The organism is Stenotrophomonas sp. P5_B8 (assembly GCF_054049855.1).
Window position 1 is genome coordinate 1 of record NZ_JBFULO010000015.1, and the last position, 24,884, is coordinate 24,884.

Here is a 24,884-nt window from a genome sequence, read left to right on the forward strand (position 1 = left end):
CTCCAAAGCGGTGCAGGGCAGCGTTGAACTGCTAAAGTCGCACGGTCGCCAGGAGAGCTTTTGTGAACGCGGTTGCCCACGATTCCACTGCAGATTCCAGTGCGGAACACCGCATCGTCGAGGCGTTGCTGCGCAATGGCCGCCTGAAGGAAGGCGACCTCGCGCGGGCCCGTCCGCTGCACCGCGAAGCCGGTGGCAGCTTGTTGCAGTTGCTGGTGCGGTTGGGCCTGGTGTCCGAGCGCGACCACGCCCAGACCAGCGCCGAGGTTCTGCAGCTGCCGCTGCTGGAGGCACGCGCCGTGCCCGAAGCCGCCCCCGAATCGCTGCTGGACGCGCTGCCGCTGTCGCTGCGCTTCCTCAAACAATTCCATGTCTGCCCCCTGGCGCTGCAGGAGGGTGTTCTCGACCTGTGGTTGAGCGATCCGCAGGATCCTTACGCCGCCGATGCGGTGCGCCTGGCCATGGGCGTGCCGGTGCGCGTGCACGTCGGGCTGCGCGCGGAGATCGATGACCTGATCGAACGCTGGTACGGCCAGGGCCGCAGCGCGATGGGGGCGATCGTGGAGACTGCCGATGGCGAGGGCAGCGTGGTCGATGATATCGAGCACCTGCGCGATCTCGCGTCCGAGGCACCGGTGATCCGGCTGGTCAACCTGGTCATCCAGCGCGCATTCGAACTGCGCGCCTCGGACATCCATATCGAACCGTTCGAGAACCGCCTCAAGGTGCGCTATCGCGTCGATGGCGTGCTGATCGAAGGCGAGAGCCCGCCGGCCAACCTGACCGCCGCGGTGATCAGCCGCATCAAGATCATGGCCCGGCTCAATATCGCCGAGCGCCGGCTGCCGCAGGACGGTCGCATCATGTTGCGCGTGCAGGGCAAGGAACTGGACCTGCGCGTCAGCACCGTGCCCACCGCGCATGGCGAAAGCGTGGTGATGCGACTGCTCGACCGCGACACGGTGGTGTTCGATTTCCACCGGCTGGGTTTCACCGATGCGTTCCTGCCGCAGTTCCGCAAGGTGCTCGAACAGCCGCACGGCATCCTGCTGGTGACCGGCCCGACCGGTTCGGGCAAGACCACCACGTTGTACACCGCGTTGAGCCAGCTCAACACCTCCGATGTGAAGATCATCACCGTAGAGGACCCGGTCGAATACCAGATCGAAGGCATCAACCAGATCCAGGCCAAGCCGCAGATCGGGCTGGATTTCGCCCACGCGCTGCGCAGCATCGTGCGCCAGGATCCGGACATCATCATGATCGGCGAAATGCGCGATCTGGAAACCGCGCGCATCGCGATCCAGTCCGCCCTGACCGGCCACCTGGTGCTGTCCACGCTGCACACCAACAACGCCGCCGGCGGCATCACCCGCCTGCTCGACATGGGCGTGGAAGACTACCTGCTCACCTCCACCATCAACGGCATCCTGGCCCAGCGCCTGGTGCGCCGGCTGGAGCCGCAGCACGCCCAGCGCTACCTGGCCTCGCCCGAGCAGATCGAGAAGTTCGAACTGCGCCGCCTGCAACCGGACGGCGAAATCTTCCTGTATCGCGCGCAGCCCTCGGCGATTGCACCGACCGGGTATCTCGGCCGTACCACCATCATGGAGTTCCTGGTGATGAACGACGAACTGCGGCGTGCGGTGATGCAACGCGCCGGCATGGGCGAGATCGAGAAGATCGCACGCGCGGCCGGCATGCGCACCATGTACGAGGATGGTCTGTCCAAGGCGTTGTCGGGCCACACCACCCTCGAGGAAGTGCTGCGCGTGACGGAGGAATCCTGATGCGTACACGGACGCGGCGGCGGGCGGGCGGCTGAGCATGGCGCAGTACCGCTACAAGGCGCTCAACGCCCATGGCGAGGTGTTCGATGGCCAGATGGACGCGGCCAGCGAAGCCGAGGTCGCGCTGCGTCTGCAGGACCAGGGTCACCTGCCGATGGAAGCGCGGCTGGCCAGCGAGGGGGTGGCTACCGCCTCCTCGTGGGCGGCCTTGTTGCGGCGCAAGCCGTTCGACGGTGCCGCGCTGGTCCAGTTCACCCAGCAGCTGGCCACCCTGCTGGGCGCCGGCCAGCCGCTGGACCGCGCGCTGACCATCCTGCTGGAACTGCCCGAGGACGAGCGCAGCCGCCGGGTGATCACCGAGATCCGCGACGTGGTGCGCGGCGGTGCTTCGCTGTCGACGGCACTGGAACGCCAGCATGGCCTGTTCTCGCGGCTGTACGTCAACATGGTTCGCGCCGGTGAGGCCGGTGGCAGCCTGCACGACACCCTGCAGCGGCTGGCCGATTATCTTGAGCGCAGCGCCGAGTTGAAGGGCCGCGTGATCAATGCGCTGATCTACCCGGCCATCCTGCTGGCCGTGGTCGGCGGCGCGCTGCTGTTCCTGCTGGGCTACGTGGTGCCGCAGTTCGCGCTCATGTACGAAAGCCTCGACGTGGCCCTGCCGTGGTTCACCCAGTGGGTACTGGCCGCCGGCCTGGTGGTGCGCGAGGGCTGGCTGGCGATGATCGTGGTGCCGGCGCTGGCGCTGCTGGTGATCGAACGCAAGCTGCGGCAACCGGCGTTCCGCCTGGCGATGGACGGCTGGCTGCTGCAGCGCAAGGGCATCGGCCCGCTGCTGGCCAAGCTGGAAACCGCGCGTCTGGCGCGCACGCTGGGTACGCTGCTGCGCAATGGCGTGCCGCTGCTGGCCGGGTTGGGCATCGCCCGCAACGTACTGGGCAACCGCGCGCTGGCCGCCGACGTGGACACCGCCAGCGACGAGGTCAAGAACGGCAACGGCCTGTCGCTGTCGTTGTCGCGCAGCAAGCGCTTTCCACGCCTGGCGCTGCAGATGATCCAGGTCGGCGAGGAATCGGGCGCGCTCGATACCATGCTGCTCAAGACCGCCGACACCTTCGAACAGGAAAGCGCGCGCGCGATCGACCGTCTGCTGTCGGCCATGGTTCCAGTGATCACCCTGGTGCTGGCCTCGGTGGTCGGCCTGGTGATCGTGTCCGTGCTGGTGCCGCTGTACGACCTCACCAACGCCATCGGCTGACGATGGCGCACCCCTCACACATGACATCCCGCAAGGAGCCTGCCGCATGCAACGCCGCCTGATCCGTTTTTCCTCGCCGCGCAACCAGTCGGGCATGAGCCTGCTGGAAATCATCATCGTCATCGTGCTGATCGGCGCGGTGCTTACCCTGGTCGGCAGCCGCGTGCTCGGCGGCGCCGATCGCGGCAAGGCCAACATCGCCAAGGCCCAGATCCAGACCGTGGCCGGCAAGGTCGAAAACTTMCAGCTCGATACCGGCAAGCTGCCGGCCAAGCTCGATGAGCTGGTCACCCAGCCGAGCGGCAGCAACGGCTGGCTGGGACCGTATGCCAAGCCGGCCGACCTCAACGATCCGTGGGGCAACCCGCTGGAATACCGCGCACCCGGCGAAGGCCAGCCGTTCGACCTGATCAGCCTGGGCAAGGACGGCAAGGTCGGTGGCAGCAGTTACGACGCCGACATCCATTACGAGTAAGCCTGCTTGCCGGCCATTCTCCCGTCACGCCACGCACCGCTCCGTTGTCCACCGCGCCCCGCACGCGTGGCGGCGGGGCTGTCGTTGCTGGAGATGCTGCTGGTGGTCGCACTGATCGCCATCGTCGGTGTGGTCACCGCCACCGCGATGAACGGCGGCATCRACGGCATGCGCCTGCGCAATGCCGGCAAGGAGCTGGCCACCCAGCTGCGTTATACCCGCACCCAGGCCATCGCCACGGGCGAACGCCAGCGCTTCCTGATCGACCCGCAGGCGCGCACCTGGCAGGGTGCCAACGGCCGCCATGGCAGCTTGCCGGCGACGCTGGAGGTGCACTTCCGCGGCGCGCGTGAAGTGGCCGCGGCGACCGGGCAGGGCGCCATCGCGTTCTACCCCGATGGTGCCTCCAGCGGCGGCAGCATCGAGCTGGAGGTGCGCGGTGCGGTGTGGCGGATCGACGTTGGCTGGATCACCGGCGAAGTGCGCTCGGGCCAGCCGCGGGAGCGTCGATGAAGCGCCAACGCGGGTATTCGCTGCTGGAAGTGATCGTCGCCTTTGCATTGCTGGCGCTGGCGTTGACCCTGCTGCTGGGCAGCCTGTCCGGCGCCTCGCGGCAGATCAGGCAGGCCGACCTGCGCAGCCGCGCGGTGCTGCACGCGCAGTCGCTGCTGGCCGTGACCGGTATCGAGGCGCCGCTRCAGGCCGGTCACAGCGCCGGCCAGTGGGAAGACGGCCGCTACCGCTGGGAACTGGACGTGGTGCCGTATGCGGAGCCACGCGGCGCGGCGGCGGCAGTCGCCGAGCCGGTGGCCGGGCCGACGCTGGCGCAGCTGACCCTGCAGGTGCGTTGGGGCGATGCCGACGCCGACCGCCTGCAATGGCGCAGCCTGCGCCTGCTGCCGGCCAACCCGGGGGGGGCGCGATGAGCGGCCACTCGCGTACCGGCGCACAGCGCGGTTTCACCCTGATCGAAGTCCTGCTCGCAACGGCCTTGCTGGTTGGCGGCCTGGCGCTGGCCTTCGCCACGGTGCGTTCGGCGATGGCGATCAGCCAGCGCGGCGAGCAGATGGTGTCGCAGAACGAACGCATGCGCGCGGTTGAAGGCTTCCTGCGCCGGCGTCTGTCGATGGCCATGCTGACCGCGACCACGCCGCCGGATCCCACCCGCGAGCCGGTGTACTTCCTGGGCGAGGCGCAGCACATGCTGTTTGTCTCCGACCTGCCCGGATACCTCGGTCGCGGTGGGCCGTACGTGCATGACCTGCAGGTGCGTGGCAGCGGCGAGGCGCAGCGGCTGGAGGTCACGCTCACCCTGGTGCAGAACGGCGAGCGCATCGAAGAAACGCCGCCGCGTCCGCCGGAAGTGCTCGCCGATGGACTGCGCGCGGTGGCGTTCCGCTATCGCGGCATCGACCCGCGCAACGGCCAACTCGGCGACTGGCAGGACCGCTGGGAAGATACCCGGCGACTGCCCCTGCTGGTGTCGATCACCGTCACCCCCCGGCAAGGGCCGGCCTGGCCGCCGATGGTGGCCGCGCTTGCCCAACAGCGCGGGGTACGCCAGTGAGGCGCGCGCGCGGTGCCGCGCTGGTGCTGGTGCTGTGGCTGATCGCGCTGCTCACTGCCGTGGTGGGTGCGTTCGCGCTCAGTGCGCGCGTGGAGCATCTGCAGCAGCGCGTGGTGGGCGACGATGCGATCGGGCAGGAACATGCGCGTGCCGGCCTGGAATACGCGCTGTACCGGCTGCAGCCCAGCGCCATGCGCCCGGCCTGGACGCCGGACGGGCGCCGCTACCGCTGGGAGTTCGACCAGCGCCGGATCGACCTGCACATCGTCGATGAGAACGGCAAGATCAACCTCAACCTGGCCGACGCCACGCTGCTGCAGGCTTTCCTGCGCGCGATGGGCGTGGACACCGCGCGCGCCCAGCAACTGGCCGGGGCGATCGTCGACTGGCGCGATGCCGACAGCCTCAAGCAGCCTGCCGGCGGTGCCGAGCTGCCCGAATACGTTGCCGCCGGCCTGCCGTACGGCCCGCGCAACAACCGCTTCGAGACACTGGGCGAACTGCAGCGCGTGCTCGGCATGGATGCCGCGTTGTATGAACAACTCGAGCCGATGCTGACCCTGTACAGTCGGCAGTCCCGTCCCGATCMGCGTTTTGCCGCCGGGCCGGTGCTGACCGCCATGGGCCTGGATGCACGGGAACTACTGGCCCAGCGCGAGCAGTCCGCGGTAGGTGAAGAACAGAAAGTGGGCGGTGCAGCGCTTGCCAGCGGCAGCGGCACCTATAGTATCGAGAGCCGCGCAATGGATGATCGCGGCCGGGTGTCGGTCCTGCAGGGGGTGGTGCGGATGGGGAACGCAGGCACGCCGGGAACGACTTACACAGTACTTCGTTGGGAACAGGGAATGGCAGCACGATGACGGCATGGCGGGACAGTCTGGTGCGGGCGCAGGGGCAACTGGCGCCGGGCGTGGGCAATGGCCTGCGCTGGTGGCGGCGTTCGCTGCTGGCGTGGTTGCCCGAGCGCTGGCAATGGGCGCTGGGCTGGTCGCGCTCGCGGCTGCTGCTGCAGCAGCACGGCGATCAGCTGGTGGTGCTGCGCGAGACCGGCGCACACACGCAAAGCGTGATCGAACTGCCCTGGCCGCAATCCCCGGCCACACTGGAACAGCGCCTGGACGCGCGGTTGCGCACGCTGCCGCGGCACTGGCTGCTGCCGGCCAGCGCCGCATTGCGCCGGCCGCTGCGCCTGCCGGCCGCCGCTGCCGCGCGTCTGCGCGATGTGGTGCGTTTTGAAATCGATCGCCAGACCCCGTTCGAACCGGCGCAGGTCAGCTTCGATGTGCGTGAGCTGGGCGCCTTGGACGATGGCCAGCTGCAGGTCGAACTGGTGGTGATGCCGCAGCAGGCGCTGCAGCAGTGGGCGCAGCAGGTCGGGCCGTGGGCGCAGGGATTGGCCGGCGTCGACGTCGCCGACGCCGATGGCCAGCCGCTGGGCGTCAACCTGCTGCCGCTGGAACAGCGCCAGACCCTGCGTGACCCGATGCGCCGCTGGAACCTGCTGCTGGCGGTGGCTACGCTGGTGCTGCTGGCACTGGCCGGGCAGCAGATCCTGCACAACCGCCAGGCTGCGGCCGATGCGCTGCGCGACCAGGTCAACGCCGCTGCGCGTGATGCACGCCAGGTGGCCGCCGAACGCCAGCAGTTGCAGACGCTGGTGGAAGGCGCGGCGTTCCTGGAACAGAAACGCACCGCGCACGCAAGCACCGTGGAACTGTGGAATGAACTGACCCGGTTGCTGCCCGATGGCACCTATCTTGAAAAGCTGTCGGTGGAAGGCGATTCGCTGCAGTTGATCGGGCTCAGCCGCGAAGCTTCGCAGCTGGTGCCGCTGCTGCAGGACTCGCCGCTGTGGCGCAAGGTCAACCTCACCGGCGTGCTGCAGGCCGACGGGGGCGCCGCCGGGCGCGACCGCTTCACCCTCACCGCCGAACTGCAGCCATTGCCCGGGGCCGTCGCCAAGCCGGCCGCTGCCGCCCCCGCCGCGGAGGTTGCCAATGGCAATGCCGACCACACGCCGTGACCGCTGGCTGGCGCTGGCGCTGCTGCTGGCGGTGATCGCGGCGGCCTACCTGGTGCTGGTGCACCCCTGGTTCACCCGGCCGCTGCTGGCGATCAACACCGATATCAGCGACCTGCAGGAGCGCGACCAGCGCGTGCAGGCCCAACTGCAGCAGCGCGCTGCGGTCGCGCGCGGCCTGCAGCAGGCGCAGGCCGCGCTGGCCGGGCGCCCCGGCTTCCTGCGCGAGGCGACCGCCGAATCCGCCGCCGCCGCGTTGTCTTCGCGCCTGCAGGACGCGGTGGCCTCGGCCAGTCCCGGCAACCGCAGCTGCACCATCAGCAACCGTTCGCCGCTGCAGGACACCAGCGGCGATGCGCAGTTCCCGCGTATTGCGCTGCAGGTACGCCTGCGCTGCGGCATCCCGGAAATGGCGGCGGTGTTGTACACCCTGGAAACGGGCAGCCCACGGCTGTTCATCAACAACCTCAACTTGCTCGCGCAGCGCTTCCAGCAGTCGCCCAATGAAACCGGCACCGGGCTGGATGTGTCCTTCGAACTGGTCGRCTACCTCAAGCCGGATGCGATGGCCGATGCGACCGCGGGCGCGGCGCCCGCCAGCGCACCGGTCACTGCGGCAGCGCCGGGCCTCTCCGACGGCACCGGGCTGAGTCCGGCACCGGCGATGGCCGTGCCGAATGATCCCCAGGCGACCGCCGATGCAGCAACGCAGCAGGCCAGCGACGCGGCAGACGCTGCGAGCCGCGCGGCCGAAGGCCGGGAGGACAGCCATGAAGATTGAACTGTCTTCGCTGCGCAGCTGGTGGCTGGCCACCGCGATGCTGTGGGCGGCCGCGATCTGGATCGCCACCCTGTTCGGCCTGGGCGGGCGCATTCCCGCCGCTGCCGATGGTGAGCGCAGCGCGTCGCCGCTGCCGGCGTTGCCGGCAGCCGCGCCGGAGCGGATCGCCTCGGCCGAGGCCTATGCGCAGATCGGCGCGCGCCCGTTGTTCGCCGAGGATCGCAAGCCGCGCCCGTACCTGCTCGGCGGCAGCGAACCTGGGGCGTCCAGCGCAGTGAGCCTGACCGGTGTGCTGCTCACCGCTGACTTCAGCATGGCCATCCTCACCACCGACCAGAAGCAGTCGTTGCGGCTGCGCCTCAATGGCGAGCCGGTGAACGGCTGGCAGCTGCTGGCGCTGGAGCCGCGCAGCGCCACGGTCAGCGGCCCCGGCGGTACGCAGACCCTGGAACTGACCGTGTTCAACGGCCAGGGCGGCGAGCCGCCCACGGTGCTGGGCAATCCGGTCAACGGCGCCGTGCCGCCGGCCGGTGCCGGCGTTACGCCGTTGCCGATGGCAGCGCCGCAGGCCGCACGACCGGCGCAGGCCACCGTCAACGTGCCGGGCCCTGCGCCCGCACCGCCGCCGGCACCTGCCGCGCAGAACGCGCCCGCACAGGGCCCCAGTGACGCGCAGATGCAAGCCATCCGCGCGCGCATCCAGGCGCGCCGCCAGCAGCTGCAACAACAACAGCAACCGTCGCAGCGACCGCCCACCGGCGGCTCCGGCCAGAACAACTAGAGTGCACAGCATGACATTGCGTCTTTTCTCCCCGCGTCATTTCTGCCTGTCCCTCGCCGTGGCCCTGCTGGCCGGGTGTGCGTCGGTACCGGCTCCGGACGTCCGTCGCAACGCAGACCTCGATGGCACGCATCAGGTGGTGGCCGGCGATGGCTCGCGCGAGGGCGTCGATGCCGAGGCGCTGGCCGACGGCGCGCCGCAGGCGGTGATCCGTCGGGGCACCGGCACCATGATCAACCGCAGCGCGGCCGCCGCCGCATCACCATCGCTGTCGCAGGCCGGCAACGGCACCGCCACCTTCAACTTCGAAGGCGAGTCGGTGCACGCGGTGGTCAAGGCGATCCTCGGCGACATGCTGGGCCAGAACTACGTCATCGCCCCGGGCGTACAGGGCACCGTGACCCTGGCCACGCCCAAGCCGGTGTCCTCGGCGCAGGCGTTGAACCTGCTGGAGATGGTGCTGGGCTGGAACAACGCGCGCATGGTCTACAGCGGCGGCCGTTACAACATCGTTGCCGCCGACCAGGCCTTGGCTGGTACCGTCGCGCCGAGTACCGCGCCGGCGTCCAGTGCGCGCGGGTTCGAGGTGCGGGTGGTGCCGCTGCAGTACATCTCGGCCACCGAGATGAAGAAGGTGCTGGAGCCGTATGCGCGGCCCAATGCGATCGTCAACGTGGACAGCGGCCGCAATGTGATCACCCTTGGCGGCACCCGCAGCGAGTTGGAGAACTACCTGCGCACGGTGGAGATCTTCGACGTCGACTGGCTGTCGGGCATGTCGGTGGGCGTGTTCCCGATCCAGACCGGCAAGGCCGAGCAGGTCTCGGCCGACCTGGAAAAAGTGTTCGGCGAGCAGAGCAAGACCCCCAGTGCCGGCATGTTCCGCTTCCTGCCGCTGGAGAACGCCAACGCGGTGCTGGTGATCACCCCGCAGGCGCGTTACCTGGACCAGATCCAGCAGTGGCTGGAACGCATCGACAGCGCCGGTGGCAGCGCGCGGCTGTTTTCCTACGAGCTGCGTTACGTCAAGGCCAAGGACCTGGCCGAACGCCTGGCCGAGGCCTTTGCCAACGAGAACGGGCGCAGCGGGCGGGGCAGCAGCAGTTCGCTCGCCCCGGGCGCGACCCAGATGGAGCTGGGCAGCAACCGCGACAACGCGCTCAACAACAGCACCATGGGCAACACCGGGTCCAGCAATGGCAGCGGTCTGGGCGATGGCACGATGAGCCTGCCGCAGCGGCAGTCCGGCAACGCCAGTTTCAGCCTGGAAGTGAAGGGTGACACCGTCGGCGTATCGGCGGTGGAAGAAACCAACACGCTGCTGGTGCGCTCCACGCCGCAGGCATGGCGCTCGATCCGCGAGGTGATCGAGAAGCTAGACGTGATGCCGATGCAGGTGCATATCGAGGCGCAGGTGGCTGAAGTGGCACTCACCGGCGACCTGAGTTATGGCGTGAACTGGTTCTTCGAGGAGGCGGTCAACGCGCCCGTCGAAAGTGGCGGGGCCGGATTGGCCAGCGCGCTCGGCCGCTCGATCTGGGGCAGCACCTCCGGTGTGGTTGGCAGTAGCGGGGTGGGCTGGACCTTCCTGGGCAAGAACGCGGCCGCGGTAATCAGCGCACTGGACAAGGTCACCAACCTGCGTCTGCTGCAGACCCCATCGCTGTTCGTGCGCAACAACGCCGAGGCCACCCTCAACGTCGGCACCAAGATTCCGATCAACTCGGTGTCGGTCAACACCGGCGTGGGCGACAATACCTACAGCCAGGTGCAGTATCTGGACACCGGTGTGATCCTCAAGGTACGTCCGCGCATTACCCGCGATGGCGTGGTGTTCCTCGATATCGTGCAGGAAGTCAGCTCGGCGGGCGCGACGCCGAACGGTTGCGATGCGACCAAGACCACCTGCAACCCGCCGATCAACACCCGCAAGATATCCACCGAGGCCGCCGTGCAGAGTGGCGATACCATCATGCTGGCCGGCCTGATCACCGACTCCAACGAGGATGGCTCCAACGGTGTCCCCGGTTTGAGCCGGATCCCGGTGGTTGGCGCGCTGTTCGGCCGGAAGACCCAGAAAAGCGCCCGCACCGAAGTCATCGTGCTGCTCACCCCCACGATCGTGCGCAACGCCCAGGAGTCGCGCAACCTCACCGACGAGTACAGCAGCCGCTTCCGCGCGATGGAGCCGTTCCCGAGCCATCCGAAGAAGAACTGAGCCGCCGTCGCGCTGTCACCGCAGCCGGCGCGCCTGCTACGCTGCGGCCAGGCGTCGGTCATCGTGACCGGCCGCTTCCCGTACGCCGCGCACAGGAGGACCGATGGGGACGATCGTGTTGCTGCCGATCGGGGTCGATGACAGCGCCCTGGACCGCTGCCTGGGCGCGCTGGATGCCGGCACCCCGGCCGACACCGCGCTGTGGCTGGCCGATGACGGCCAGGCCGGGCCACGCGCGCAGGCGGTGATCGCGCACTGGCTGGCACACACGCCGTTGCAGGCCGAGTACACCCGGCGCGCCAGCAGCATCGGCGAGGTCGCCCACCTGGATGAAATGCTGCGCGCCTGCGCAGGCGCGGATGTGGTGGTGCTGGCGCCCGACGCCATCCCCGCGCCGGGCTGGCTGCAGCAGCTCGATGCCTGCTTCGCGCGCGATTCCTCGATCGGCTCGGCCACCCCGTGGTGCAATGCCGGTGAGACTGCCGCATGGCCACGCCTGGGCGAGATCGACCCGGTGCCGGTCGACCTGGCGGCGATGGCCCAGGCCTGCGCAGCACTGCCGCCGATGCATCCGGAACTGCCCTCGGCCGTGACCCACGCGGTGCTGCTGCGCGCCAACGCCCGGCGCAAGGCCGGCGGACTGGACATGCACAGCTACGGGTCCTGGAACGCCGCGCTGGTCGACCTCAGCCTGCGGATGGCGGGCCTGGGCTGGCGCAATGCACTGTGCGAAACCGCGTTCGTCGCCCGCGCCAGCGAAGGCCGTGCGTTCGATGGCGACATGGACGCGCTCGGCACGCGCTGGCCCGGCTGGCAGCCGCGGCTGGCCGCGTTCCTGATGACCGACCCGCTGCGCCAGATGCGCGACACACTGCAGCAGCTGCACCGGCAGGCGATAATGCCGCGGTCCCAGGGCGATCTGTTCGCCGTGCCCGCCGCCCCACCGGAGTCACCTGCTTGAGCCTTGCCATTGCCGCGATCATCGTCAGCTACCAGAGTGCCAGCACCCTGGACAGCTGCCTGACCCGGCTGCGCGCCGCCCGTGGCGTGGTCGAGATCCGGGTGGTGGACAACGGGTCCAGCGACGGCACCCTGGAGATCATGCAGCGCCACGCCAGCGCTGACCCGCGCGTGCGTTTCATCGCCAATCCGGACAACCCCGGCTTTGCCGCCGCCAACAACCAGGGCGTGGCCGCCAGCCAGGCACCGTGGCTGGCCTTCATCAACCCGGACCTGATGGTCGACGCCGAGACCCTGGCGCAGCTGTGCGAGCGGGCGAGGGGCATCGGTGACTGCCTGCTCGGGGTCGAACAGGTCGATGAGCACGGCCAGCCCGATGCGGCGGTGCGCCGTCGCGATCCGGATTTCGGCGCGATGCTGCGCTCGCCCGGGCAGGGCGCGAAGCTGGCCCTCCCTGCTGATCCGAACCAGTCGCTGCAGCCGGTGCCGGCGCTGTCCGGCGCGCTGCTGCTGATGCCACGCACGCTGTTCGACCGCATCGGCGGCTGGGATGCCGGCTACCGCCTGCATGCCGAAGACCTGGACCTGTGCCGCCGGGTGCGCCAGGCCGGTGCGCTGGTGGCGATCGCCAATGACCTGAAGGTCGTCCACGTGCGTGGCGTATCCAGTCGCTCGCGCCCGTTCTTCGTCGAGTGGCACAAGCATCGCGGCCTGTGGCGCTATTTCCGCAAGTTCGAAGCCGGCCAGCGCAGCCTGCCGGTGCAGGGCGCGGTGTTCGCTGCGATCTGGGCCCACGCGCTCGTGCAGATCCCGCGGCTGCTCCGCGCGCGCTGACCGCCGGGCGTTGGTCGGTACATCCGGGCAGGCGCATAATCCGGGCATGATCATCCAGTCCCTGCTCGACACCGACCTGTACAAATTCACCATGATGCAGGCGGTGCTGCATCAGCATCCCGGTGCCCAGGTCCAGTACCGGTTCAAGTGCCGCACCCCGGGCATCGACCTGGCCGCCTACATCGATCAGATCAACGAAGAGATCGATCACCTGTGCCGCCTGCGCTTCAGCACCGACGAGCTCGACTACATGCGCGGGCTGCGTTTCGTCAAACCGGACTTCGCCGATTTCCTCGGTCTGTTCCACCTGGACCGCAAGTACATCGATCTGCGCCCGTCGGACAGCGTGCCCGGCGAGATCGACCTGAACATCACCGGCCCGTGGCTGCATACCATCCTGTTTGAAGTGCCGCTGCTGGCGATCATCAACGAGGTCTGGTTCCGCAACACCACCACGCCGGACGTCGCCGAAGGCGAGCGTCGCCTGCAGGCAAAGACCGCGCTGCTGCGCGACACCCCGGGCTTCGAGCTGTGCCGTATCGCCGATTACGGCAGCCGCCGCCGCTACTCGCGTGACTGGCATGCGCGCATGCTGCCGATGCTGCGCGAGGCGCTGGGTGCGCAGTTCGTGGGCACCAGCAACGTGCATTTCGCCCGCCTGTACGGCATGACCCCGCACGGCACCATGGCCCACGAATACCTGCAGGCGTTCCAGGCGCTGGGGCCGCGGCTGCGCGATTCGCAGGTGGCCGCGCTGGAATCGTGGGCGCGCGAATACCGCGGCGACCTCGGCATCGCGTTGTCCGACGTGGTCGGGCTGGACGCCTTCCTGCGCGATTTCGACATGTATTTCTGCAAGCTGTTCGATGGCGTGCGCCACGATTCCGGCGATCCCTTCGCCTGGGGCGACCGCATGCTGGCCCACTTCCAGGACCGTCGCGTGGATCCGCGCAGCAAGGTGCTGGTGTTCAGCGATGGCTTGAACATCGAGAAGGTGATGCAGCTGTTCGACTACTTCCGCGGCCGCTGCCAGGTCGCTTTCGGTGTCGGCACGCACCTCACCAACGACCTCGGCCCGACCCCGCTCAACATTGTCATCAAGATGGTCCGCTGCAACGGCCAGCCGGTGGCCAAACTCAGCGATTCGCCGGGCAAGAGCATGTGCGACGACCCCGGCTACCTGGCCTATCTGCGCCAGGTATTCGAACTTTCACCTGAGTGAAACGCGCACAAAAGCAACAATGAAGTGCACCTCGGGGCAATAAGTGACGCAYAGCGTCACTTTTCTTGGGAAATGTGATCCACATCACGTTGCACTGGCTAGCTCTCGCCACTTGGCCTACGATTTGCGTGATGGAAGTCACACTCGTTGGTCATCACAGGGAGCTGTCCGGTGAAGGTTCTATCTGTTTTCGGTACCCGTCCTGAAGCGATCAAGATGGGACCGCTGGTCCGGGCGCTGCACGCCGCGCCGGATATCGAGTCCATTGTCTGCATCACCGGGCAGCACCGGGCGATGCTCGATCAGGTGATGTCGCTGTTCGACATCCAGCCCGATCACGACCTCGATGTGATGGTGGCCAACCAGACCCTCAACGGGCTGTGCTCGCGCCTGTTCGCCAAACTCGATGCCCTTTACGAACAGGTACAGCCGGACCGGGTGCTGGTGCACGGCGATACCAGCACGGCCATGACCGCGGCATTGGCCGCTTTCCAGCGCCGCATTCCGGTGGGGCATGTCGAGGCCGGCCTGCGTACCGGCGACCTGCAGCAGCCGTGGCCGGAAGAAATGAACCGCCGCGTCATCGACGTGGTCGCCGACCATCTGTTCGCCCCGACCGACAGCTCGCGCTACAACCTGGAACAGGAAAACCTGGCCGGGCGCATCAGCGTGACCGGCAACACCGTCATCGACGCGCTCAAGCAGACCGTGGAGCGCATCGACCAGGATGCCGCGCTGCGTGCATCGATCGATGCGCAGTTCCCGTTCCTGCAGGCCGACCGCAAGCTGCTGCTGGTCACCGGCCACCGCCGCGAAAACTTCGGYGGCGGCTTCGAGAACATCTGTCGCGCGCTGGCCGAACTGGCGCAGCGTCCGGACCTGCAGATCGTCTACCCGGTGCATCTCAATCCGAACGTGCAGGGGCCGGTGCATACGCACCTGGGCGGCCTGGACAACGTGCACCTGATCGCACCGCAGGATTACCTCAACTTCGTCCGCCTGATGCAGCGCGCGCACGTGGTGCTGACCGACTCCGGTGGGGTGCAGGAAGAAGCCCCGGCGCTGGGCCGGCCGGTGCTGGTGATGCGTGATGTCACCGAGCGGCCCGAAGCGGTGCAGGCCGGCGTTGTCCGCCTGGTCGGCACCGATCCTGCGCGGATCGTGGCGGCCGTGCATGCCGCCTGCGATGCGCCGCAGGTGGCGGCGCACTTCATCGCCGACGCCAGTCCCTACGGCGATGGCCGGGCCTCGGCGCGGATCGTTGCTGCATTGCGTGGTCAGCGGTTCGACGAGTTTGTGGCCGCCCACGCCGTCCCGATGTCCCACACCTCCCTTTCAGAACTGACGCCATGACCAACACCATCCGTAGTACCGCACGCTTCCCCAAGGTATTACCGCTGGTCTTGGCCTTGGCCTTCCCACTCAGCCCTGCGATGGCGGCCGACACCGCCGCCGGGCRGTTCAGCGAGTGGGCCGGCGATGCCACGGTGACCCGCAGCATGACCCTGCGCGAGCTGGGCTTCCGCCAGCCGATCACGCTCAGCGGGCAGGAAAGCCAGCGCGAGATCTACCTGCCGGTACCGGCAGGCGTGCCGACCCGCGACGCGCAGCTGCAGCTCGATGGCCGCTACGTGCGCGGGCATACCGGGCGCAGCTCGGGGCTGTGGTCGGTGGATGGCGACCCGGTCGCCGCGCGCTCGATCACCGATCCGCAGGGCGATGCCAGCCAGCTGCTGGCCATCGACGGCCTGCCGCGCGACAACGGCTTCGTGCGGGTCAATGTGGGCTGGTGGTCGGTCGTATCCGACTACCGCTGCGCCGACCAGAGCGCGCCGGCCAACGTCCTGCGGCTGTCGCCGGATTCGCGTTTCAGCTACCGCTTCGATGGCCGTGCCGTGAACACCGTCGCCAAGGCCTGGGGCGCATTGCCGGCACGGGTGCGGCTGCTGGTCGATGGCAAGGCGCTGCAGGCACCGGCCTATGACGCCGCCTGGCGCGTCGGTGCGGCCTTGCGCAACGGCGGCAAACAGGTCGAGGTGGTAGCGCTGCCGGCAGTGGGCAGCACGGTCGACCTGACCGGCATCAGCATCCCCGCCAGCCTGCAGGGCGTGCCGGCCTACGCCGCGCTGGCCGCCGGCGGCGCGCAGCATCGCATCGCCAGCCTGGCCGAAGTGGGCGCGCTGCTGTCGCTGCGCGACAGCGGTCCGCTGGCGGTGGATGTGGCGATCAGCAGTGATCCGCTGCGCGCCGGCGTGCGCGCAGCGCTGGATGCACTGGCCACCGAAGTAGGCGCCAGCAGCAGCGATGCAGCGGCCGCGTTCACTGCCTGGCGCGGTAGCGACATGGCCGCGCTGGAGAAAGGGCCGGGCAACGCGTCGGTGAGCGTGGCCGCCGTGGCCGGGCGTCCGACCCTGGTGGTGGCCGCTGCGGCGGGCGGCAAGGTTGCCGGCCTGCTCAGCGAGCAGTGGCGCAACTACGCCCTGGGCCGCGAGCTGCAGGTGGCCCAGGCCAGCCCGGCGCCGGTCAAGCAGGATGCCGTGCTGCTCAGCCGCCTGGGCAATATCGCCGGTACGCTGGATATCGTCACCCGTGGCGACCGCAGCGCTACCTTCGAGCTGGGCGCGCTGTCGGCCGATGGCCGACTGCCCGACCAGGTCGTGATCGACGTCTCGGCCGCCCCCAACGCGGCCGGGCAGGGCGCGGTGGCGAGCATCTATTTCAACGACTACCTGCTCGGTGCCAAGGTGCTGGCCACCGACGGCAAGCCGCAACGGCTGACCGCCAAGGTGCCCGCCTATGCACTGGCGGCCCGCAATGAAGTGAAGATCAGCTTCCTGCGCCAGCCGGCGCGGCCGTACTGCCACGATCCGGCCACCGCGTTCCCGGTGTCGATCCTGCCCAGCAGTCACCTGACCCTGGCCAAGCGCACGCTCGACAACGATTTCATCGGGGCCGCCAGCCAGCTCGCACACGCCAATGAGGTGTTCGTGCCGGCAACCTGGCTGCAGGACGCCCCGACGTCGCTGGACAAGGTGATCGCCATCGCCAGCGCGGTGGGCGTGTCGCCGCAGGCCGCCGAACTGAAGGTGGTGGCGGCCGGCAGCGCGATCAGCCCGGGCCAGCCGTACCTGGCCTTCGCCCTGGCCCCGTCCGGCACCACGCCGGCCGGTCTCAAGGACGGTCGCCTGGTGGTCAATGGCGGCGACGCGCCGCTGCTCGACGTGGCCGGACTCGACCACGCCGCCGCCGTGCAGGTCGTGGACGGCGGTGGCCACATCGGTGTGCTCTACAACGACCTTGGCCAGCAGGGGCCGTCGCTGGAGGCGCCGTTCCGGCTGCTGCGCGGCGACCTGGCCGTGCTCGATGGCAGCGGTGTCGTCAGCGATTTCGACAGCAAGGATCCCTACGGGGCGCGCGTGGCCGATGCCGGCAACCCGCAGCCGGTGTGGCAGCAGCACATGGTGTGGCTGCTGGTGCTGGTCGGGCTGGTGGTGTTCGCGCTGCTGGCCGCACGCRTCGCGCAGATCCGTCGTCGCCGCAAGTCCGGCAGCAGCGGGCACTGATCGGCCGTGAACGGTCTCCCCTGGGATATCCACCTGGCCAACTACTACGCCGCGCTGGAAACAGCCGCGGCGGTGGTAGCGGTGCTGATCCTGATCTCCAGCCTCGATGACCTGTTCATCGACGTCTGGTACTGGATCCGCGAAAGCTGGCGCACCCTGACCGTCAAGAAACGCCGCGACTACCGCCCGCTGACCCAACAGGATCTGCTGCAGCGGCCGGAGCAACCGCTGGCGATCATGGTGCCGGCGTGGGCCGAGTACGACGTGATCGCGCAGATGGTGGAAAACATGATCGATGTACTCGACTACCGCGAGTACATCGTTTTCGTGGGTACCTATCCCAACGATGCCGAGACCATCGCCGAAGTGGAGCGCATGCGTCGCCGTTACAAACGCCTGCGCCGGGTCGAGGTGCCGCATGCCGGGCCGACCAGCAAGGCCGACTGCCTGAACTGGCTGATCCTGTCGATCTTCGATTACGAGAAACGCCACGACATCGAATTCGCCGGGGTGATTCTGCATGACAGCGAAGACGTGCTGCACCCGATGGAGCTGCGCTTCTTCAACTACCTGCTGCCGCGCAAGGACATGATCCAGCTGCCGGTGACCTCGCTGGACCGCGAGTGGTACGAGCTGATCGCCGGTGTCTACATGGACGAGTTCGCCGAGTGGCACGCCAAGGACCTGGTGGTGCGCGAAAGCGTGTCCGGCATGGTGCCGTCGGCCGGCGTGGGCACCTGCTTCTCGCGCAAGGCGCTGCTGGCGCTGAGCGCGGCCACCGACAACCAGCCCTTCAACAACGACAGCCTGACCGAAGATTACGACGTCGGCGCGCGGCTGGCGGCGATGGGCATGCAGTCGATCTTCGCCCGCTTCCCGGTGCAGTTCCGCGTGCGCCGCCCGTCGTGGTTCGGCTGGGGGCCGGTGCGCGAGAGCACCCAGTCGATGGCGCTGTGCGTGCGCGAATATTTTCCCGACAACTTCCGTGCCTCGTACCGGCAGAAGGCGCGCTGGGTCCTGGGTATCGGCCTGCAGAGCTGGGAGACGCTGGGTTGGCGCGGCTCGCTGGCGACCAAGTACCTTTTGGCGCGCGATCGCAAGGGCATCATCACCTCGTTCGTCAGCATCCTCGCCTACTTCATCTTCCTGCAGCTGCTGCTGTTCTGGGTGCTGAAGATGACCGGGCTGTGGCATACCCAGTTTCCGACCATCTTCCAGGCCGGCACGTGGCAGATGAACATCGCCCTGATCACCACCGCCGCGCTGGCCTCCCGCGTGGTGCAGCGCTTCTACTTCGTCAATCTCCTGTATGGGTGGGAACATGCGTTGATGTCGATCCCGCGCATGGTGGTCGGCAACATGATCAACTTCATGGCCACCGCGCGTGCGTGGCGGATGTTCCTGCTCTACCTGCTGTTTGGCAAGCRCATGGTGTGGGACAAGACCATGCATGATTTCCCCAGCGCCTCGCAGCTGGTGCAGACCCGAAAGCGGCTGGGCGAACTGCTGACCACCTGGCAGGCGGTCGAACCGGAACGGCTGGAGCAAGCACTGCAACAGCAGCAGGGCGGCCGCCAGCAGCCGTTGGGCCGCATTCTGGTGTCGCAGGGCTGGCTCGACGATGAGACCCTGGCCGAGGCGATTGCCTTCCAGAGTGATCTGCCGCGCGCGTTGATCGACGTGGACTACCTGCGGGCCGGCGTGTTCCCGTTGTCGGTGGGAGCCTGCGTGCAGTGGCGGCTGTTGCCGCTGCCGGGCAGCACGCCCGGCACCCTGTCCATCGCCGTGGCCAACCCGCTGAACGGGGCCGAGCAGGCGCAACTGCTGCAGGATGTGGAGGCCACCGCGCTGGAGCAGTCGATCGCGCGCGAAAGCGAAGTCAATGCCGGCCTGCGCCTGATCAGTGGCGAAAGCTACCGCATCGATGCGGTGCCGCTGTTGGGTGATCTGCTGGTGGAAATGCGCTTGATCGCACGCGACCAGTTCGAACGTGTGCTGGACGAGTACAAGCCGCAGCGCGATGGCCGCATCGGCGACTACCTGGTCAAGCACGGCGTGGCCACCGAGGCGGCCATCGCCGAAGCGGTACGCGAGCAGCACCGCCGTTCCGGCCAACCCCAGTACAGCGCAGACGGAGAGCTGAAGGCATGAGGACCACCCTGCTTTCGAGCGTGATCGCGCTGAGCCTGTTCGGCCTGGGCAGTGCCGGCGTGCACGCACAGGAATCGCTGCCGCTGGCCGGCAATGCCTACCGCATTGCCGAGCAGGCCTTCGGCGCCTACGAGCGCGGCGACTACGCGCAGGCCTATCGCAACGCCACCGAAGCGGCGCGCCTGCGCCCGGACGTGGCGCGGCTGCGCCTGCTGCAGATCTACGCGGCGCAGAAGCTCGGTCGCAACGACGAGGCACGCGCGCTGGCCCAGCGCGCGATCGCCGACGGCATCAACGACCCGGCGCTGCCGGCGCTGGCGAGCGCGCCGCGTACGGGCAGTGGCGTGGCAGGCGCAGGGCGTGTCACCACCGCCGCCAGACCCACCGCTGCCGAGCTTGCCTACCAACGGGCTTTCGCGCTCGCCACCCAGGCCTACGAGGCCTACAACAACGACCGCATGACCGAAGCGGCCAGCAAGGCCGAACACGCGTTCCGCCAGCAACCGCAGCAGGGTGCGTGGGCAACGCTGTGGGTGGCGTCGCTGGAAGCGCAGCAGCAACTCGAGCAGGCCGATGCCGCCGCCGCGACGGCGATCCAGCTGGGCGCACCGAACGTGGGCGACCTGCAGGCCAAGCGGGTTGCGCTCGGCCGCCAACGCGCGGTCAAGCCGGCGCAGGAAGCCTACCAGGCCCTCATCGCGCAGGATTTCGGCGCGGCAACCGGCTTTGCCAGGCAGGCGGTGGAGCGTGCGCCCGACGTCGCCTCGCACCGACTGCTGCTGATGACCGCGCAGATGCTCGATGAGCAGCTGCCGGCGGCCGAAGCCACGGCCGACCAGGCCCTGGACAACGACAGCGACGACACCGTCGCACTGGTGATGCGCGCCTACCTGCGCCAGCGGCAGATGAAATCCGCGCAGGCCAATGCAGACTTTGATGCCGCGCTCAAGCAGGACTGGCTGGACGCGCAGCAGCAACGCAACGTGCGTCTGCTGGCCGTGGACGCGGCACTTGCCGCCGGCGACCATGAGCGTGCCGTACGCCTGCTGCAGCCGCTGCAGCAGGGCAGCGACGCCGACCTGGATGCCGACAGCCGCAAGGCGATCGAGCAGGCGGTGGTTACGCGGGGCAAGGCCTTGCGCCATCCGCATGCCGCCACCGACCTGAGCCTGAGCGCGTACCCGGCACCGTTCCAGCAGTGCCGCGATACGCCTTACGGCACCCAATGCGAAGTGATGCCGGCCGATCTGCAGGGCGAGGGCGGCGCATCGCAGCGGGCCTATGCCGCCTTCGGTCGCCAGGATTACCAGGAAGCCATCCGGCAGGCGCAGCAGGCGCTCAACGATGATCCGGACAACCTCACCCTGCAGGCGCTGCTCACCACCACGCTGTCGGCCGGCGACCGCGCGCAGGCCGCGCAGGCGCGCCAGCGGCTGGATGCTGCCCTGGCCGCCAAACCGAATGATGCCGGCCTGCTGATGCAGCGCGGTTACCTCAACCAGCGGGTCGGCCAGCCCGAACAGGCCCTGGCCGATTTCCGCGCGGCCGAGGCCACCGGCAAGGCGCCGCCAACCGTGTTGCTGGACCAGGCCTATGCCAGCGCCGCCAGCGGCGACAACCGCCTGGCGGTCACCCTGTTGCGCGGTGCCATCGACAGTGCCGACGCCGGTACGTTGAAGCTGGACAAGGCGCAGCGCTACAACACCCGCAGCTCGATCGCCAACCTGTCGCGCGAGTGGGGCATCATCGCCTCGGCCGGCTATCGCGGTGCACGCCAGGCCGCCACCAACCTGGGCGGTGCGGCGATCAGCACGCCGGGCGATTCGGTGTTCGGCACGCTGGAAGCCTTCTGGCGGCCCTCGGCGACCAACAATCGGCACGGCACGCTGGAAGCCTATGCGCGTATCGCAAATACGCTCTACGACGGTGGCGGCACGTTCGAATCGATCAAGGCCGTGGACCCGTGTACGGGCGTGGCGACCGACGATGCACGTGAACGCGCCGAGCGCCTGAGCCGTTCGCGTTCGATCGCCGGCTGGCCGTCCACCATCGCCTCGTTCGGTGTGCGCTACGCGTTCGGCCAGACCGGCCTGAGTGCCGGCATCGAGCGCCGTCAGTTCGTCGGTACCGCCACCCGCAACGGCGGCATCTATCCCGATTCGGCGGCGATCCAGTGCCGCATCCAGGTCGAGTCGAACCGGCCGCTGCAGATCAACACGCTGGCCCGCTATCGGCTGGACAGCAACGCCGGCGGCTGGATGTCCTATCTCACCTACGGCTTCTACAAGGGCACCGGGGTCCGCACGGACGTCAACCAGTGGTGGACCGTCAGTGGTTACGCCCAGGCTGGCTACACCTGGGACGACAACGACGCGCACTTCACCATCGACAGTCTGGATGCCAACGGCGATCCGGCCCAGCGCATCCTCGCCTCCGACGGTCACCTGCGCCGCCAGCAATGGTTCGGCGCGGCCGAAGTGCGGGCGGGGCGCAGCTACCGCTTTGGAGCAGACCAGACCCGTTGGGTGGTCAATCCCTACCTGGTGGTGGGCGCGGACTGGATCGACCAGCGTTCCAAGGTGCGCGGCATCGAGTACCCGTTGATCGGCGTGCAGTCCTTCAACCTGTCCGATACCGCCAGCAGCTGGTCGCTCGGCGCCGGCCCGGGGATCGGCGTGCGCTACTGGTTCCGCGAAGACCATTACAACGCCGCGCGTTCGTACCTGGACTTGGGCGTGCAGTACCGCTTTGCCATCGGCGGCGGCGATACCCAGCGTGCCAAGGGCCTGTTCGCCACGGCCACGCTCTACTACTGATCATGCAGAAGGAATTGACGATGACCCTTGACCGTCGCAACGCCCCCCCGGCCCGACCGCTGCTGCGGGCCGTACTGTGCACCGCGCTGCTGGCCGCGGCGCCGCTGTCGGCACTGGCACAGGCCGCACCCGCGCCTGCTGCCGCCCCGGCCAGCCAGGATTCGTCCATCGTGATGATCGGCAAGGACGGCTGGCTGTTCCCGGCCTGGGGCAGCCTGACCGAGGTCGATGCCCCGGCGATCAACCGCAACACCCAGCTGATCGCCCAGGCACGCGCCGCGCTCGCCGCGGCGGGGGTCAAGCTGGAAGTACTGGTGCTGCCGGACAAGGCGCTGTTCTACGAAGACAAACTGCCCGATGGCAAGCGCATGAGCGATGCCGTGCGGGGTCGCTATGCGCTGGTCCACGACGGCCTGGTGAAGGCCGATGTCCCCGCGGTGGATGCACTGCAGGTGCTGCGCCAGGTCAAGCAGGGGGGCAAGGACGTGTTCTACCGCAGCGACCAGCATTGGACCCAGCCGGCCGCCGATGCGGTCGCCGTGGCGGTGGCCGCGCAGGTCCGCCAGCAGGTGCCACAGCTGGAGGGGCAGGCCGGTAGCGGCATGGCACTGGGCAGCGAGATCAAGGAACGCCGCTTCGGCGACCTGGCCGAGCTGTTCCTCACCGATGACCAGCGCAAGGCCATTGGCCGGGACACCTTCACCGTGCGCCGCCAGGCCGAACAGCAGTCGCTGCTCGACGACGCGCCGGCACCGGTGCATGTCACCGGGCACAGCATGGTGCAGCCGTATTTCGGTTTCCCGCAGAAACTCTCCAACGTGCTCGACCGGCCGGTGTCGGTGAACTGGAAGCCGGGCAACGTCGGGCACTGGGTGATGCTGCTGGAGTATCTGGAATCGCCCGAATTCCGCCAGCACAAACCCCAGGTGCTGGTCTGGCAGATGTTCGAGCCGTCCTACGTGCAGGGTCCGGAGGCGCGCGGCCAGTGGGACAACGCCTCGATCATGACCCCGCAGCAGTGGACCGCGCGCTTGAACAAGGCACTGGGGCAGTAAGGCGATGAGTGCACGTCCCGGCGCGCCTGCGCCCCTGCCACCGGCCGCGCCGGCCCGTGCCCACATCGCCACCGCGGTGGTGGTGATCGCGCTGCTGCTGATCGGCCTGCTTGCCGGCGGCTGGATGCTGGGCCATGCCAGGCTGCCGGCCGGCTCGCTGGCACCGGCGCGCTGGGCCGATGGCGCGGCGGGTCGCGCGATCAACGATGCGCTCAAGCTGCCCGTGCAGGCCCAGGCCGATCGGGTCACGGCCGCGCTGCGCTATCGCCTGCTCGGCGACCTCGGACCGCAGGTGGCGCTGGGCTGCCCGGACTGGCTGTTCTACCGCGATGGGCTGCGTCCGCAACCGGGCGCGGGCGCGGACGTGTTCACCCAGCGCGTGCGGCTGATGCAGCACTGGTCGAGCCAGCTCAAGGCGCAGGGCGTGCAGCTGCTGGTGGTGGTGGTGCCGGACAAATCGCGGATTGAACAGGCCCACACCTGCGGGCTGCGCACCTCGACCGCGATGCGTGCGCGCCTGGGCCAGTGGCAGCAGGCGCTGCGCGCTGCGCAGGTGCCGTCCACCGATCTGCTGCCGGTGCTGCAGGACGGGACGGCGCCGATGTTCTTCCGCACCGACGTGCACATGAACCGGATCGGCGCCCAGCGCGCCGCCGATGCCGTGGCCGGCTCCGCGCTGCCGCTGCTGGGGGGGCAGGGCGGGCAGGCCTTCGACGTGGGCGCGCCGGGTCCGGCCAAGCCGCGCATGGGCGACCTGATCGTGCTGGCCGGACTGGAACACGCACCACCGGCATGGCGACCGGCGCTGGACCGCGAGTCGGAGCAGGTGATCACCCCACTGCGCAGCGGTGGCCTGCTCGATGACACCCCGCCGGTGGAGGTGCTGCTGCTGGGCAGTTCCAATGGCCGTCGCAGCCTGTTCGCCGAACGCCTGGGCCATGCGCTTGGGCGCGAAGTGTGGAACCAGAGCCTGGATGGCGGCCAGTTCTCCGGCGCGCTGCTGGCGGCCTGGCCGCAGCGCGCGCAATGGCCGCCGACAGTACAGCTGGTGGTCTGGGAATTTTCTGAAATGGCCCTGTCCTTGCCGTTGACCGACGGTGAGCAGGCAACGCTGGCCGAGATCCACTGAGCGCTACGGACGATGCTTTTCAACTCTTTCCTGTTCCTGCTGGTCTTCCTGCCGATCGCGCTGGGCGTGCACTACGCCCTGGGTGCGGTGCGGCCGCGCCTGGCCGCGCTGTGGCTGTGCGTGGCCTCCATCGTGTTCTACGGCTGGTGGAACCCGCAGTTCGTGCTGCTGCTGTCCGGCTCGATCGTGTTCAATTACCTGATCAGCCTGGTGATCCTGTCACTGGCCAAGCGACCGAAGCTGCAGCTGCTGGCCACCGCGCTG

At 68.5% G+C, this 24,884-nt stretch carries 20 protein-coding genes and 1 pseudogene; all 21 read left to right on the plus strand.

The window, feature by feature from the left end; translation table 11 throughout:
• The first annotated feature begins 62 nt into the window (after window positions 1-62).
• On the plus strand, window positions 63-1,790 hold the full coding sequence (gspE, locus tag ACXJKH_RS01680) for a type II secretion system ATPase GspE (RefSeq protein ID WP_256775362.1): 1,728 nt from the start codon (window positions 63-65) through the stop codon (window positions 1,788-1,790).
• Window positions 1,791-1,827: 37 nt separating this feature from the next.
• Window positions 1,828-3,048 (plus strand): type II secretion system protein XpsF, encoded by a 1,221-nt coding sequence (gene xpsF / locus ACXJKH_RS01685; protein ID WP_457318056.1) that lies wholly within the window; start codon window positions 1,828-1,830, stop codon window positions 3,046-3,048.
• 46 nt (window positions 3,049-3,094) lie between these two features.
• Complete coding sequence (gene gspG / locus ACXJKH_RS01690; RefSeq protein WP_457318057.1) at window positions 3,095-3,523, plus strand: type II secretion system major pseudopilin GspG; 429 nt, start codon at window positions 3,095-3,097, stop codon at window positions 3,521-3,523.
• A 93-nt stretch (window positions 3,524-3,616) separates the two neighbouring features.
• On the plus strand, window positions 3,617-4,036 hold the full coding sequence (gene xpsH, locus ACXJKH_RS01695) for a type II secretion system protein XpsH (RefSeq protein WP_457318071.1): 420 nt from the start codon (window positions 3,617-3,619) through the stop codon (window positions 4,034-4,036).
• Window positions 4,033-4,449: a type II secretion system protein XpsI gene (gene xpsI, locus ACXJKH_RS01700; protein ID WP_256775365.1), complete on the plus strand. Its 417-nt coding sequence runs from the start codon at window positions 4,033-4,035 to the stop codon at window positions 4,447-4,449. Before xpsH ends, xpsI begins: the two co-directional genes overlap by 4 nt.
• Window positions 4,446-5,090, plus strand: coding sequence for a type II secretion system protein J (locus ACXJKH_RS01705; RefSeq protein ID WP_256775366.1), 645 nt, complete (start codon window positions 4,446-4,448; stop codon window positions 5,088-5,090). Before xpsI ends, ACXJKH_RS01705 begins: the two co-directional genes overlap by 4 nt.
• Complete coding sequence (locus ACXJKH_RS01710) at window positions 5,087-5,950, plus strand: general secretion pathway protein GspK (RefSeq protein WP_457318058.1); 864 nt, start codon at window positions 5,087-5,089, stop codon at window positions 5,948-5,950. Before ACXJKH_RS01705 ends, ACXJKH_RS01710 begins: the two co-directional genes overlap by 4 nt.
• A complete protein-coding gene (locus tag ACXJKH_RS01715) occupies window positions 5,947-7,113 on the plus strand; it encodes a PilN domain-containing protein (protein ID WP_457318059.1) in 1,167 nt (388 codons plus the stop codon). Before ACXJKH_RS01710 ends, ACXJKH_RS01715 begins: the two co-directional genes overlap by 4 nt.
• Window positions 7,088-7,891 (plus strand): type II secretion system protein GspM, encoded by an 804-nt coding sequence (gene gspM, locus ACXJKH_RS01720; protein ID WP_457318060.1) that lies wholly within the window; start codon window positions 7,088-7,090, stop codon window positions 7,889-7,891. Before ACXJKH_RS01715 ends, gspM begins: the two co-directional genes overlap by 26 nt.
• Complete coding sequence (locus ACXJKH_RS01725; RefSeq protein WP_457318061.1) at window positions 7,881-8,672, plus strand: hypothetical protein; 792 nt, start codon at window positions 7,881-7,883, stop codon at window positions 8,670-8,672. The genes gspM and ACXJKH_RS01725 overlap by 11 nt, the downstream gene beginning before the upstream one ends.
• Before the next feature lie 10 nt (window positions 8,673-8,682).
• Window positions 8,683-10,890 (plus strand): type II secretion system secretin GspD, encoded by a 2,208-nt coding sequence (gspD, locus tag ACXJKH_RS01730; protein ID WP_457318062.1) that lies wholly within the window; start codon window positions 8,683-8,685, stop codon window positions 10,888-10,890.
• Window positions 10,891-10,993: 103 nt separating this feature from the next.
• Window positions 10,994-11,851 carry a glycosyltransferase family 2 protein gene (locus ACXJKH_RS01735; RefSeq protein WP_457318063.1) on the plus strand — a complete coding sequence of 286 codons (858 nt, stop codon included), beginning with the start codon at window positions 10,994-10,996 and terminating at the stop codon, window positions 11,849-11,851.
• Entirely contained in the window at window positions 11,848-12,684 is an 837-nt protein-coding gene (locus ACXJKH_RS01740; protein WP_256775373.1) for a glycosyltransferase family 2 protein, read from the plus strand. The genes ACXJKH_RS01735 and ACXJKH_RS01740 overlap by 4 nt, the downstream gene beginning before the upstream one ends.
• A 46-nt stretch (window positions 12,685-12,730) precedes the next feature.
• Complete coding sequence (pncB, locus tag ACXJKH_RS01745) at window positions 12,731-13,906, plus strand: nicotinate phosphoribosyltransferase (protein ID WP_457318064.1); 1,176 nt, start codon at window positions 12,731-12,733, stop codon at window positions 13,904-13,906.
• 171 nt (window positions 13,907-14,077) lie between these two features.
• Window positions 14,078-15,259 carry a non-hydrolyzing UDP-N-acetylglucosamine 2-epimerase gene (wecB, locus tag ACXJKH_RS01750; RefSeq protein WP_457318065.1) on the plus strand — a complete coding sequence of 394 codons (1,182 nt, stop codon included), beginning with the start codon at window positions 14,078-14,080 and terminating at the stop codon, window positions 15,257-15,259.
• Window positions 15,256-17,469 (plus strand): hypothetical protein, encoded by a 2,214-nt coding sequence (locus ACXJKH_RS01755; protein ID WP_457318066.1) that lies wholly within the window; start codon window positions 15,256-15,258, stop codon window positions 17,467-17,469. Before wecB ends, ACXJKH_RS01755 begins: the two co-directional genes overlap by 4 nt.
• Before the next feature lie 6 nt (window positions 17,470-17,475).
• Complete coding sequence (locus ACXJKH_RS01760; protein ID WP_457318067.1) at window positions 17,476-19,620, plus strand: glycosyl transferase family protein; 2,145 nt, start codon at window positions 17,476-17,478, stop codon at window positions 19,618-19,620.
• Window positions 19,617-22,436 carry an NfrA family protein gene (locus ACXJKH_RS01765; RefSeq protein ID WP_457318068.1) on the plus strand — a complete coding sequence of 940 codons (2,820 nt, stop codon included), beginning with the start codon at window positions 19,617-19,619 and terminating at the stop codon, window positions 22,434-22,436. Before ACXJKH_RS01760 ends, ACXJKH_RS01765 begins: the two co-directional genes overlap by 4 nt.
• A gap of 20 nt (window positions 22,437-22,456) precedes the next feature.
• Window positions 22,457-23,491, plus strand: coding sequence for an alginate O-acetyltransferase AlgX-related protein (locus ACXJKH_RS01770; RefSeq protein ID WP_457318069.1), 1,035 nt, complete (start codon window positions 22,457-22,459; stop codon window positions 23,489-23,491).
• A 4-nt stretch (window positions 23,492-23,495) separates the two neighbouring features.
• A complete protein-coding gene (locus ACXJKH_RS01775; RefSeq protein ID WP_457318070.1) occupies window positions 23,496-24,620 on the plus strand; it encodes an alginate O-acetyltransferase AlgX-related protein in 1,125 nt (374 codons plus the stop codon).
• 12 nt (window positions 24,621-24,632) lie between these two features.
• Window positions 24,633-24,884: pseudogene (locus ACXJKH_RS01780) on the plus strand (MBOAT family O-acyltransferase); the annotation flags it as partial.